We start from the raw sequence: 12,248 nt of genomic DNA, 5'->3' as shown, positions 1-12,248 counted from the left end.
CACCCCGGGTGCGGCGGGGGAGGAGCGACCGCGACGAGAGAGGCCCGTATGCCCGCCGACGAACTGCCCCGCTTCCTGGCGGCCCTGAGCCCCGCGAGCCGGAAGAAGGTCGAGAGCCAGCCGCCCGAACGGCAGGAGCAACTGGCCGCCGCCTGGGAGGCGGAACTCAGCGAGGACACCGACCTGGACACCCTGAGCGAACTCTCACCCGCCGCGGCGGCGGACGAGGCGGCGGAGCGGGTGGTGCGGGAGTTCTTCGAGGAGTGAGGTGGGGGTGAAGGGGCTCGGGGTCCGGTGGTGGCCGGACTCGGGGGCCCGAACGTCCGGGGCAGCCGGGGACAGCCGGGCGGGAGCGACGGCCGTCGGCGCACCCGTCGGCTCCGGCGGCGGCCGGGGGTGACGACCTGAAGCGTGGAGCGCGTGGAGCGACTGAGCCGTCGGGCCGACCGCCGTCGGGTACGCCGGCGGGTCAGGGGCGGCGGCGGTCAGTGACGGCCGCCGGTGCCGCGGCGGCTTCCGCGACCCGGGGGCCGGGCTGTGAAAGCGCCCCCGTCCGGGAGCCGGAGTCGGGGCTCGGGTGTCCTCCCGGCACGGTGGCGCTCTCCAGCACCTGGTCGACCTCCTCCTGCACCGGCCCACCGGCCGGCTGGTCGATGCCCAGGAGGAAGGCGGCCCGGCTGTCGTCCACGCGCAGGAGCGTCATCCGCAGCCGGGCGGGGCCGCCCTCCTCGGCGTCCACCCGCAGGGTCACGGTGTGGGCGGGGTGCCCGTCCACCGAGGCCGGCCGGGACTCCTCGGCCGCGACGGGCCGGTCGGGGTAGAAGAACTCCGCGTTCGAACGGGCGGACCGCTCGGCCCACATCCGCAGCCGGTCCTGGGCGATCGCGCCCGAGCGACCGGTCAGCACGACGGCCATGTGGTGGTCGTCCTGCTTCTTCCGGCCGATCGCCGTGGTGAAGGCGTCGATGAGCTTCTCCTTCCGGTCCTGCTCCCAGCCCTTGGGGATGGCGTACGACAGCCCGGCCGCGCGGTCCGTCACCCGCGGGCGCCCGGCCAGCGGGGACCCGTCCGTGTCCCGCGTCAGCCACCAGGCCCCGGCCGAACCACCGGCCAGCACGGCCAGGGCGACGGCCCCGGCCACCACCGCCCGCCGCCGCGGCCGCGCGGGCGGGACGGGCGGCAGGGGCGGCGGGAAGGCGGGGAACGGCGGGCGCGAGGAGTGCGGCTGGGGTCCGGTGAGCGGCGTGGTCATGACTCCAGCCTGCCGCCCGGCTGGTGGTCGGACCTGAGCGTTCGTACTCAGTTTCCGTACTCAAATGATCAACGCTGCCGGTGGCGGTGGATCCCGCACGGGCCTCCCAAACGGGGCCTCCCACACGGGCGTCCCACACGGGCCTGGACCGCGCTCAGGACAGGTCCAGTACCGCCTTGCCGTGCAGGCGCCGTCCGACGAGGAGGCCGATGGCGTCCGCCGCCTTGTCCCACGTGCCCCGCCAGGAGATCCGGGCGTCCAGTTCCCCGGACGCCACCAGGCCGGCCAGGAGGGTCAGGTCCTCGTCGAGTCCGGTGCACCGCAGGAGGAAGAAGCTGACCAGTGCCCGGTCGTGGGCCTCCGGGACGCCGGAGAAGGCGCCGGGCGGGAAGGTGTCGGGCTCCGTTGCCGCACGGCCCACGCTGACGAGGGTGCCGTGTTCGGCGAGCCGGGCGTATCCCTCGACGAGGTGCCGTCCGCCGACCATGTCGACGATGCCGTGCACCGGGTCGGTGAGGGCTTCCGGGCCGGTCACGACCTCGTGTGCGCCGAGTGCCCGCAGGCCGTCGCCGTGCGCGCGGCGGCCGAGATCCTGACGCGCCGGCTGCGCGTCGACGACCCCGGGGACGTCCTCCGCCTCCGCCTCGTGCTCGACTTCTTCGTCGCCGCCCACCGGCACGCCCTGGAGGCGTGGGTGGCCCTCCCCGGCGCCCCGGGCCGCGACGCCCTGGCGGCCGAACTGCGGTGCGTCTTCGACGTGGTCCCGGACGCGTCGGATTTCCCGGCGGAGCCGAGGACCGCGCAGGCGGCCGGCCGGGGCCGGTCGGCGTAGGCGCCGGTACAGCCACTCAGGACAGGGCCGGGGACCGGTCAGGACCGGAGAACCGCGAGGAAGTCGCCGATGGCCGCCGCGACGGCGCCGGGGCGTTCCAGGGGGAGCAGGTGACCGGCGTCGGGGACGGTCGTCAGGGTCGCGTGCGGAATGTGCGGCAGCAGGAACTCCCGCAGGACGCGCGGCGGTTCCACCACGTCGTTCTCCGCGGTCAGTACGGTCATCGGAACCGTGATGCGGCGGACGGCGCCCGTGATGTCCTCGGCGATGCCGCGCAACGGCCACTCCCGCCGGGCCTCGGGCCCCGCGGCGAGGCTGTCGCGCACCGCGGTGTCCCGCACCGGCCCGGGCAGCGGTGTGGCGGTCAGGACATGGTCGAGGGCGTGCCGTACCGCGGCGGGTGAGTCGTAGGCGTGGGAGAGTCCCCGCCGGTACTCCTCGGTCACCGTGACGGGTGGCTCGGGCGGCGCGGGCGCGACGAGCACCAGGCCGGCCAGGCCGGCGGGCCCGCGGGCCGCGAGGAGCTGGCTCACCTTGGCACCCATGGAGTGACCCACGAGGACGTAGGGCCCCGCTCCGCACGCGGCGAGTACGCGGGCGAGGTCGTCGGCGAGCCGGTCGAGGCGGTAGGGGCCCGGCAGCGGCCGGGAGGTGCCCCAGCCGCGCTGGTCGAAACGGACCGTCGCCTGCCCGGACGGGAGACGGGCGATCACACCGTCCCACGTGTCGGCGGAGCCGCCCCAGTAGTGGACGAACACCAGCGCCGGTCCGGTACGGCCTGCCACCCGTACGTCCAGGGTCCCGCCCGGCACCGGCACCGGCCTTGTCGTTTCCATCGTCACCACACCTCGAACACGTAATCTGCGGGGGCCTGACCTCACTGCCAGGCACATGCTCGACCGTACGAGCGGCGAGAACCGCCGCCCGGTGGAAAGGAACTCGGTCGTTGTGGAAAACGGACACCCGGCGCCGGTGCGGCAGTTGCGCTACTCACCTGCCGTCGGCTCGTCCCACGGCGTGGAGGTCCTGGACTTCGCCGCGCTGCGGCGGATGGACGTCCGCCGCCACCGCGTACTGCCCCAGCGCCCCGACTTCCACGTCCTCGCCCTGATCGCCTCCGGCACCGGCGGCCACGAAGCGGACTTCGGCGCCTACCGGTTGACGGAGGGCAGCGCCGTATGGATACGGCCCGGCATGGTGCACCGCTGGAGCGACACCGACACCTGCGACGGCCCGCTGGTCCTCTTCCGGCCCGGTTTCCTGCCCGGCTTCACCGCGGCGGAGGCCGCCACGCCGGCATGCTGGCACCTGGACCGACAGCGCCTGGACCTCGCCCTCTTCGCGGCCCGGCACCTCGCCCGCGAACACGACGCGGCCGTGCGCACTCCGCACCTGGCGTCTCCCGCGCTGCTCTCCCACCTGCTGGCGGCGCTGCTCCTGCGCGCGCTCCCCGACGCACCCGCCCGTACGGACACGGCCGCGGCCGGCCACCGGTCCGCGGACGTGTTCCGCCGCTACCGGGCCGCCGTGGAGGAGCACTTCACCGACTGGCACCACGTGGCCGACTACGCACGGGCGCTGGGTTACGACGTGCGCACCCTCACCCGGGCCACACGCGCCGCCACGGGCACGGGCGCCAAGGTCTTCCTCGATCAGCGCGTCCTGCTGGAGGCCAAGAGACTGCTCGCGCACACCGATCTGCCGGTCGCCGGCTGCGCCCGACGGCTCGGCTTCGGGGACGCCGCCGCCTTCACGACCTTCTTCCGGCGCCAGGCCGCCGTACCTCCGGCCGCGTGGCGTGCCGCCTACGCGGCGGCCGGCGGCGGGGCCTGAGGTCCTCCGTGCGCGGTCCGGTCACGGGCAGCGCGGGACCTCGCCGCGTCGTTCGGCGTGGTGCCGAGGCGAGCCGGGTGCGAGGGCCGCGACGGGTGCCGTCCCGGCGCCCTCGCCCTGTACGCGGCGAGCGCGTTCCACCCGTCCCGTCGGAGGCCGGGTCGTGCCCGATCCCCCGTACCGGTGAGACGGCCGTGTGGAGTGGACCGGGGTCATTCCGACGGGGACGATGTGCCGTCGGCGGACGCCCGGGGTTATCCGCAGGGCCCGGGTTCACTCCTTCGGTACGTCGGCGGAGTGTTTGAGGTGGCTCTCCGGCCGGCCGGCGGGCGACGTCGGGGCGAAACCGCACCAGCACGGCAGGTCGAACTCCATACATGTGTAAGGGATCGCTTTCGGCCTGCTCATCCGATGGTTTGACCGGCTTGCGCTGTGACCGTAGGAAACAGACCTGCCGCCGGACGGCCTGCGGCGACGGCGGTGCCCGCCTTTCCGGCCGCTCGCAGCCGATGTTCGGGCGGATTCCGCGGCGCCCCCGGTTCTTCCTGAAGGAGCACGTCGAATGAACGATCGAGCAGGTGGCCGAACGGATGGTCGGACGAGTGGTCGGACGGATGAGGAGAACATGCGGATGAAGCACGTGCGAGTGCCCTCGGTGAGACACCGCGCGGCATGGGGAGCCACTGCCGCGCTGGTCGTCGCCCACCTGCTGGCGGTCTCCCTGAGCCCCGGTGCCGAGGCCGCGCCCGCCGAGCGGCGGAAGGCCTTCGACGCGTCCACGACGTGGAAGCCCCCGGCGGGGGTGGGCAAGGCGACCGTCTACATCTGGGGTGCCGGCGGCACGGGTGGCGGGGGAGGGGCCGGTGGTGGTGGCGGCGGTGGTGAGGCCCCCGTGAAGGACGTCCTGGACCCCAACACCGGAGCCGACGGGCGCAGGGGCGGCTCGGGTGGAGCGGGCGGGGCCGGCGGTGGCGGCGGTGGTGGCTCCTACCTGGTCTGCCACATCGCACTGGACGCCTCCCACACCTACCGGGTGACGATCGCCGGAGGCGGCAGCGGGGGTGAAGGCGGCCTCAAGGGCCAGGGCGGTGCGGCCGGTTCCGGTAATTCCGGACAGGACGGGCAGAACGGGCGGTCGGGCCGGCCCGGCAACAACGGCAATGAGACCCAGCGCCGGACCGAGCTGTTCGACGCGGCGAAAGGCGTGCAGGTGGCCAATGTCGACCAAGGGCCCGCCGGTCACCGTGGACTGGAGGGAACCGGCGGTGAGGGCGGCGGCAGGAGCGGTAACCGCGCCCACGACGGCAAGGACGGTGCCGCCGGCGGGGTCACGCGCAAGGCGTGGCCGGGAAGGTGCCCCGGCGGCACGGTGACGGAATCCCTCCAGGGCGGCGCCGGCAAGCAGGGGACGCAGCAGTACTTTCCGGGGGCCGGCGGGGAACCCGCCAAGAACGTGGGGCCCGGAGGGATGAGGCTGCCCGAGGGCATCGGCGCCGGCGGACCCGGTGGGCGCGGAGGGCGCAGTGGGACCTCGGGCTCGGGTGCGGTGCTGCACCACTCGCCCGCCGACCCCGGCGGCAACGGCGGCGACGGGGTCCGTGGCGGGTCCGGCGGCAAGGGGTACATGATCGTCACCTGGTAACCCGGAGGCGGGGGCGTATCCCCGTCGGCCGTGGATCTCCTCGGCCGGGGCTCGCGTGTCCGCGCGGGGCCCCGGCCGAGGCGGAGCGACCGCGCGCGCCCCAGCGCGTCCGCGGCCCGGAACGCCGGGGAAAGCGCGCTCTCGCGGCGGCGAGGAACCGGCCACCCGCTCCATGGCGCCGCGACCGCTCCGAGCGGGAATCGGCGATCCGCGGATTTTCCGACCGATCACTAACTGATCATTACCTGATCACTACTTGCGCGCTGCTCGCTCAATCTCCCGATCACCTGCGGCATGACACATGACGGGTTTTCGACAACACCCGTCACGAGCGGGCCCCCATTGTCTTCTGCTTCATTCGCGCCCGAAACGAGGCCGCTTGAGTGCGTGGTGGTGCGAGCCTCCCAAAGGGGCTGATTGCCTACCGGTGGCGAAACGTGGTGTAAAAGAAAGCAAAGATCACAAGTAAGAGTGATAAGCACATATAGCACTCTTTGGTGTTGAAGTTATCGACAGATGCTAGTCAGCCCTGGCAACGCGAGCTGTCATATGACTGCCCTCCAACGAGGGGGTCGGATGATCCGGCCATCTGCTCGTCGCACCCGACGACGGGAAGGCAGGAAAATGAGCAGACTCAAGCACACGACCACGGCAACGGCCCTGGCACTGGCGGTGTCCGGGCTCCTCGGAGCCGCCACCACGGCACACGCGGACGCCGCGTACGACCAAATCACCATGCTGAAGCAGGAGAAAACCCAGTGGTGCTGGGTGGCCTCCGGTCTGACGATCGCCAAGTTCCAGGGCTACGGCTCGACCCAGACCGACTTCTGCACCCGCGCCAACCCGGCCTACGGCTGCAACAACCAGCCGGCGACGCTCGACGACATGGCCAGGGGCTGGGCCAGCCTCGGCATGTCCCACACGGGCACGGGCCTGAGCAGGGCGGCCACGTTCAGCGAGATCCAGACCGAGGTGCGGGGCCCCCGGCCCGTCGGAGCACGCATCGGCTGGACCTCCGGCGGCGGGCACATGAACGTCGTCTACGGCTACGACACGTCGAACAACACCATCGGCGTGGGCGACCCCTGGCCGGACACGACCACCTACACGTGGTGGAACTACAACGACTACGTGAGCAACAGCTCGTTCAAGTGGACCCACTCCCGCACCGGCATCTCAGGCTAGGAGAGTGACATGCGCGACCAGAGAACGTCCGCGACGCGGCGGGGCGCCCGATTCCCCCGCCTCCCCGTCACCCTGGCACTCGGCGCGTCCGTCCTGCTGTCGGTGGGAGCCGGCCCGGCCGGCGCCGCCAAGGGCCCGGCCGACCTCCCCAACCTCCAGGCGGCCCTGGACACGCTGAAGTCGACCGCCACCCACGACGCCGTCTGCCGCTTCCTCAGCGCACCGGTGCCCAGCGGGTCGCCCGGCGCGGCGGTCACGCTCCCCGCGAAGGCCGATCCGTGCGAGGGCGTGCCGTCCTTCACCATCAAGGACCCGCTGGCGCTGAACGAGCTCGCACCCGCCTTCGCCGCCGGGACCTCCCAGCCCACCCTCACCGACGCGGTCAAACTCGCCTACGCCGTCGCCGGGGTGACCACCTCGGCCGGCCGCACCGCCACCGTCCTGCTCGCCCCGACCGGCACCACCGGCTGGCACCTGGCCGCCGTGCGCGAGGGCGACACGGACGCCACCTACGCCGGCAAGGCCGACCTCACGACGACGGTGTTCAGCGAGCCGCAGATCCACGGCTACTACCAGGTGAAGCTCACCACCGTCGAACCGCTGAACGACGCCGCCCGGCAGGGGCTGAACGGCCAGTCGTCGGTGTCGCTCGCCGACTACCAGAAGCTGGTCAAGGCCCGCTACGCCGACAAGCAGCCCGGCTCGCAGTACGACACCAAGGGCTACTCCAGCGGCTTCGGCACCGGCCGGCCGCACTCGTCGACGTCCTCGACCCCGCTGATCGTCGGCGGATCGGGCGCCGCGCTCGCCCTCGCCGTCGGAGCCGCGGGCCTCCGCCGCCGCAAGCGCGCGCGTCTCGGCTGACGCACGCGAACGACCGAACGACCCGTACTTCCCCTCCAGGCTTCGCCCCGGTCCCGGGCCGTCCACGGCCTCGCACCGGGGCGAAGTCCTGCCCGGACGGCCCGGACGCGGACATCGCCCCGACGAGAGGGCGGGGATGCCGGGTGTGGCCGTCAGGGGGCCGTGCCGAGGTGGTCCGTGAACCACTCGCACGCCAGCTCGGCCACCGTGTCCAGGGCACCCGGCTCCTCGAACAGGTGGGTGGCGCCGTCCACGACCACCAGCCGGTTCTCGCACCGCAACCGGGCCGCCGCCCGCCGGTTGAGGTCCAGGACGGTCTCGTCCAGGCCGCCCACCAGGAACAGCGTCGGCGCCCGCACGGCCTCCAGCCGGTCCATGGCCAGGTCCGGCCGGCCGCCCCGGGACACCACGGCCGCCGGTCCCTCCCGGCCCTCCTCCGCCGCCGCCCACAAGGCCGCCGCCGCGCCCGTGCTCGCGCCGAAGTAGCACAGCGGGACGGACTCGCGGCGCATCCACTCCGTCACCTGCCCGAGCCGGCCGGCCAGCAGACCGATGTCGAAGACCTTCGCCCGGTCCTCCGCCTCCTCCGGCGTCAGCAGGTCGAACAGCAGCGTCCCCAGGCCCGCCCGGTTGAGCACCCCGGCCACGGCACGGTTGCGCGGACTGTGCCGGCCGCTGCCGCTGCCGTGCGCGAACAGCACGACCGCCGGCGCGCCCGGCGGCATCGTCAGGTCGCCGTCCAGGGTGACCGTGCGGTCGTCCACCGGCAGCTTCACCGGGGCCGGGCCGTGGATGTGCGCCCCGGTGCGGGGCGGCGCGGACGTGTCGTGCCGCAGCAGGGCGACGACCTCGTCGTCCTCCGTCTGGGAGAAGTCCCGGTACCACTCGCCCACCGCCGAGAACCCGGCCGGCGCCGACAGATACACCAGCTCGTCCGCCTCGCCGCGCAGTGACTCCACCGCGTCCGGCGAGGTCACGGGCACCGCCAGGACCACCCGCCGGGCACCCTGGGCCCGCGCCACCTTGCAGGCCGCGGCGGCCGTGGATCCGGTGGCGATCCCGTCGTCCACCACCACCGCCGTCCGGCCCTCCAGCGGCACCCGCGGCCGCCCGCCGCGGAAGCGGTCGGCCTGCTCCCGCAGGTGGTGCTCCTCGGCCCGCTGGACCTCCATCAGATCGTCCTCGTCCACCCGGCCCAGCCGCATGATGTCGTCGCGCACCACCCGCACCCCGCCCTCGCCGAGCGCCCCGAACCCCAGCTCGCGGTGCGAGGGAACACCCAGTTTGCGCACCAGGATCACGTCCAGCGGGGCCCGCAGCGCCCGGGCCACCTGGTAGGCCACCGGCACGCCGCCGCGCGGAAGGCCCAGCACGACGGGATCGTCTCCGCGCAAATGCTCCAGCCGCTCGGCCAGCCGCCGGCCCGCGTCCACTCGGTCGTCGAATCGCATCGTCCACCTCCGGCAGCCGGGGTACGCCCGGCCGGCGGGAAAGGTCTCCCTTCCACTATGCGACCCCCGCCGGTGCGCACCAACCCGGCCGGAACGCTCAGCCGTTCCCGTCCGCCAGGGCCGCCGTGATCCGCGCCGCCGCCTCCGCCGCCTCGTCCTCCGACGCGTACCGCGTACGCGGCCAGAAGAAGCCCCGCAGCCCGTCCTTCCGGTCGCGCGGCACGACGTGCACATGGAAATGCGGCACCGACTGGCTCACCTTGTTGTTCGCCGCGACGAACGAACCGGCCGCGCCCATCCCGTGCTCCACCGCCCCGGCGACCCGCCGCACCCGCGCGAAGAACGGACCCACGTCCGCCTCCGGCAGGTCGGTCAGGGTCACCACGTGCCGCCGGGGCACCACCAGCACGTGCCCGGGAAACAGCGGCCGTGCGTCCAGGAACGCCACCGCCACCTCGTCCACCAGCACCCGGTGCGCGGACGCCCCGCCCGTCACGATCGCGCAGAACGCGCAGTCCGCCGCCGAAGAGTCCAGTTCCTCGCGCATGACCCCAGCCTTCCCGCGGAGCACCGGCGGCGCACCCCGCGGCCCCCCCGGACGATGCGCTCCGGGCGCCCTTTGGGCACGCCCGGCTCCTCAAGGGTTCACGGACACGGCTCGGTGAGATCGCCCGCGCACCGCCAGGGCGGCGGGGCGCTCCCCGTGTCCCACCCGGCGAGCGCCCGCTCGTCGAGGCAGAGGATGCCGCTGCGGGCGGCGTACTCCAAGGCGGGCCCGGTGAAGTCGCTCGTGGTCACGACGGCCGCCACCTGGGCGGCGTGGATGGTGAAACAGGTGCCGCCGAAACGCTGGAGGTCCTGCGAACCGACCTTGTGGTCCGGCCCGTACCGCTTGCACTGGACGACGATCCGCCGCCCGTCGGGCGCCGTGGCGAGCACGTCGGCCCCCAGGTCGCCGGCCCCGCCGACCACCCGTACGTCCGTACAGCCGTCCCGTTCGCAGAGCCGGGCGACCGCCTCCTCGAACTCCGCGGCGTCCAGGGCCGCGTAGTCCACCGGCGGGGCGGGGGCCGCGACGGGGGAGGGGCGCGCGTCCGCGGCCGCCGCCCCGAAGGCGCGCCGCAGCCGGTGTCGTCCCCGGAAGCCCACCACCCCGGCGGCGCCCAGCACGAGGACGCCGCACACGGCCCCGGCCGGATCCCCGGCGGCGTGACCGGCGGCCGTCCGCAGGGTCAGCCCGGCGCCGCAGACCAGGATGGCGAGCAGCGCGAGCGCGAACGCGGTCCGGCGGAAGCCGGGGGCCGCCCGGCGTCCGGCGGGGCCCCGCCGGGAGACGGAGGGTTCGGTCATCGACATTCTGCGGCTCCCCCCTGCGAAGACTTCAAGATCATCCGGTGTGGTGCGTGTGCCCCCTTCCGGCGGGTTCAAGGCGGCCGGGCGGCCTTCGCCGGGGGCCACGGCCCCCGTTCGGGTGCGGGAACGGCCGGAGAAGGACGCCGTCACCCTGTCGGTGTGCGGACGGTCCGGGGCTTGCCGTACCGGCCACGCGGACATCGCGCGTTCATCGCAACCGGTGACCGCCGGCGTGTTTGAAGTGACGTGCAAAGGGAGGGGAGGGGCGAGGACGACCCGAGATCCACGACCGTTCCGGCGAAGAGCGAACGTGTGTGTGGGGCGCGGTCGGGCCGGCTCATCGAATTGTTTGACCGGTTCGCGCGGTGACCACTAGCAAAGGGCCCGCCCCGGTGACGTGCTCGGACCGCCAAGACCGGTTCGCGTCGCGGGACGACTCAAGGGGAGGTTTCTCAGTGGTACCGAGCAAGCGGGCGTGGCCGGGGGCTCTGGTGGTCGCCGCGGCGAGTCTCACGGCCATGCCGGCGGCGGACGCGGACCCCGTGCTGCCGGCCCCACACGTGATCACCACGCCGGGGGATTCGCAGGTGATGATCCCGCAGGGGGCCAAGTTCATGCGGGTGACCGCCTGGGGCGGCGGCGGAGGAGGCGGCGGTGGCGCCGGCGGCCAAGGCGGCGGCGGAGGAGGCGGCGGTGGGAACGGTGGAAACGGCAGCGACGCGCACGCCGCCGCGGGCGGCGGCGGAGGCGGTGCCGGCGGCAGCGGGGCCGCCGGCGGGGGCGGGAGCGGAGGGGCCGCGGGCGGCGTGGTCAGCTGCCGGCTCCGGCTGCCGCCGGAAGGCCACCTGGACGTCCACGTCGGGCGCGGGGGCAAGGGCGGCGGGGGCGGGACCGGCCAGGGCCACGGCGGCTCGGCGGGAGACATCAACTCCAACGGAGGGGCCGGACACGGCAACGACCCGGGGCAGCCCGGCCAGTCCGGAGGACCCACCCACATCGGCATCCTGGGCCCCTGGCTCACCGCGGACGGCGGCAGGGGAGGGCGCGGTGCCTCGCCGAACGACGCGGTGGCCGCCGGCGGCACCGGCGGCTACCGCGCGGCCTTCGGCGGATACGGATCCCCCGGCGGGAAGGGCGGCCCCGCTCGGAGCCACGGAGGCGCTACCACCCCCGGCACGGCCGGCGAGTGCGGGGGGAAGACGCTGGCCGCAGCGCCCGGACACGGCGGCGGTGCGGGCGGTGACGGGCACGAGGGCGCCGACGGGGACCGGGGCGAGAGCGGCGGAGCCCACACCGGCGGCGAGGGGGGCGGATACCGCATCTTCCCCTACCACAGCAACGAAGGCACGGGTGGAGCGGCGGTCGCGTACGCCGGACACCACTACGGTGCGGGTGGCGACGGAGGCAGCGGTGGCAAGGGCGGCGCCGGCGGACGCGGTGGCGACGGCGGCCACGGGGGCCTCTACGGCAACCGTGGCGTACCCGGTGCGACCGGAGCCGGCGGGCACCGCGGGCATGACGGCACGAGCGGCGGCATCATGATCACTTGGCTGGAGAAGTAGCCACCACGGAAGCGTGGCCCGTGTGGGAGTACCGGCCCGGCGGGTGCGCGGGCCGGCGACCGGACCGCGTGCGCGGGACCGGCGCTCCCGGCGTGCCGCGCTCGAGGAGGAGCCCCGTGGACGCGGCGCACCACCGGGGCCGAAGGGGTGGGTCTCATCGACGTCGAAGGCGCGGGCGCCGCAGCCGCCTCCCGCCGGACGGATCGCGAGCCACCGCAGGCTCCTGACGGCCGGGGCCCCGAGTCCCCCGGCCGGCCCTCCCGGCCGTAACGCG

At 74.3% G+C, this 12,248-nt stretch carries 13 protein-coding genes; 7 read left to right on the top strand and 6 right to left on the bottom strand.

The features are described 5' to 3' along the window. The first annotated feature begins 48 nt into the window (after positions 1-48). On the top strand, positions 49-267 hold the full coding sequence (locus ACH4PU_RS04970; protein ID WP_185944789.1) for a hypothetical protein: 219 nt from the start codon (positions 49-51) through the stop codon (positions 265-267). Between the two features lie 202 nt (positions 268-469). Here ACH4PU_RS04970 and ACH4PU_RS04965 read toward each other — a convergent pair whose 3' ends face one another. Together ACH4PU_RS04965 and ACH4PU_RS04960 are read right to left on the bottom strand one after the other, a co-directional pair. Beyond that, the gene (locus ACH4PU_RS04965) at positions 470-1,252 is read right to left on the bottom strand and encodes a hypothetical protein (protein ID WP_398266090.1); all 783 of its coding nucleotides are present in this window, start codon (positions 1,250-1,252) and stop codon (positions 470-472) included. Positions 1,253-1,406: 154 nt separating this feature from the next. Next, positions 1,407-1,787, bottom strand: coding sequence for a zinc-binding dehydrogenase (locus ACH4PU_RS04960; RefSeq protein WP_398266087.1), 381 nt, complete (start codon positions 1,785-1,787; stop codon positions 1,407-1,409). Between the two features lie 6 nt (positions 1,788-1,793). On the opposite strand from ACH4PU_RS04960, the gene ACH4PU_RS04955 reads away from it, so the two are divergent. Continuing rightward, a complete protein-coding gene (locus ACH4PU_RS04955; RefSeq protein ID WP_398266084.1) occupies positions 1,794-2,084 on the top strand; it encodes a hypothetical protein in 291 nt (96 codons plus the stop codon). 38 nt (positions 2,085-2,122) lie between these two features. Here the strand turns inward: ACH4PU_RS04955 and ACH4PU_RS04950 are convergent, their stop codons facing one another. Continuing rightward, a complete protein-coding gene (locus ACH4PU_RS04950) occupies positions 2,123-2,920 on the bottom strand; it encodes an alpha/beta fold hydrolase (RefSeq protein ID WP_398266081.1) in 798 nt (265 codons plus the stop codon). 112 nt (positions 2,921-3,032) lie between these two features. On the opposite strand from ACH4PU_RS04950, the gene ACH4PU_RS04945 reads away from it, so the two are divergent. The 4 genes from ACH4PU_RS04945 to ACH4PU_RS04930 all read left to right on the top strand — a co-directional run bounded on the left by ACH4PU_RS04945 (position 3,033) and on the right by ACH4PU_RS04930 (position 7,608). After that, positions 3,033-3,917, top strand: coding sequence for a helix-turn-helix domain-containing protein (locus tag ACH4PU_RS04945; RefSeq protein WP_398266078.1), 885 nt, complete (start codon positions 3,033-3,035; stop codon positions 3,915-3,917). A 631-nt stretch (positions 3,918-4,548) separates the two neighbouring features. After that, a complete protein-coding gene (locus tag ACH4PU_RS04940) occupies positions 4,549-5,559 on the top strand; it encodes a hypothetical protein (RefSeq protein WP_398266075.1) in 1,011 nt (336 codons plus the stop codon). Between the two features lie 624 nt (positions 5,560-6,183). Then, positions 6,184-6,744, top strand: coding sequence for a papain-like cysteine protease family protein (locus tag ACH4PU_RS04935; protein WP_398266073.1), 561 nt, complete (start codon positions 6,184-6,186; stop codon positions 6,742-6,744). A 9-nt stretch (positions 6,745-6,753) separates the two neighbouring features. Continuing rightward, positions 6,754-7,608, top strand: coding sequence for a hypothetical protein (locus ACH4PU_RS04930; protein WP_398266070.1), 855 nt, complete (start codon positions 6,754-6,756; stop codon positions 7,606-7,608). A 152-nt stretch (positions 7,609-7,760) separates the two neighbouring features. On the opposite strand, the gene ACH4PU_RS04925 is transcribed toward ACH4PU_RS04930, so the two are convergent. The 3 genes from ACH4PU_RS04925 to ACH4PU_RS04915 all read right to left on the bottom strand — a co-directional run bounded on the left by ACH4PU_RS04925 (position 7,761) and on the right by ACH4PU_RS04915 (position 10,415). Beyond that, positions 7,761-9,059, bottom strand: coding sequence for a phosphoribosyltransferase (locus tag ACH4PU_RS04925; protein WP_398266067.1), 1,299 nt, complete (start codon positions 9,057-9,059; stop codon positions 7,761-7,763). A gap of 97 nt (positions 9,060-9,156) precedes the next feature. Further along, positions 9,157-9,606: an HIT family protein gene (locus ACH4PU_RS04920; RefSeq protein WP_398266064.1), complete on the bottom strand. Its 450-nt coding sequence runs from the start codon at positions 9,604-9,606 to the stop codon at positions 9,157-9,159. A gap of 98 nt (positions 9,607-9,704) precedes the next feature. Continuing rightward, positions 9,705-10,415, bottom strand: coding sequence for a restriction endonuclease (locus tag ACH4PU_RS04915; RefSeq protein WP_398266061.1), 711 nt, complete (start codon positions 10,413-10,415; stop codon positions 9,705-9,707). 452 nt (positions 10,416-10,867) lie between these two features. Between ACH4PU_RS04915 and ACH4PU_RS04910 the strand changes: the two genes are divergently transcribed. Then, a complete protein-coding gene (locus ACH4PU_RS04910; protein WP_398266058.1) occupies positions 10,868-11,974 on the top strand; it encodes a hypothetical protein in 1,107 nt (368 codons plus the stop codon). Positions 11,975-12,248: the final 274 nt, after the last annotated feature.

It is taken from the genome of Streptomyces sp. NPDC021100, from assembly GCF_044333095.1.
GTDB lineage: Bacteria > Actinomycetota > Actinomycetes > Streptomycetales > Streptomycetaceae > Streptomyces.
This window is presented reverse-complemented; position numbering and strand designations above follow the sequence as displayed.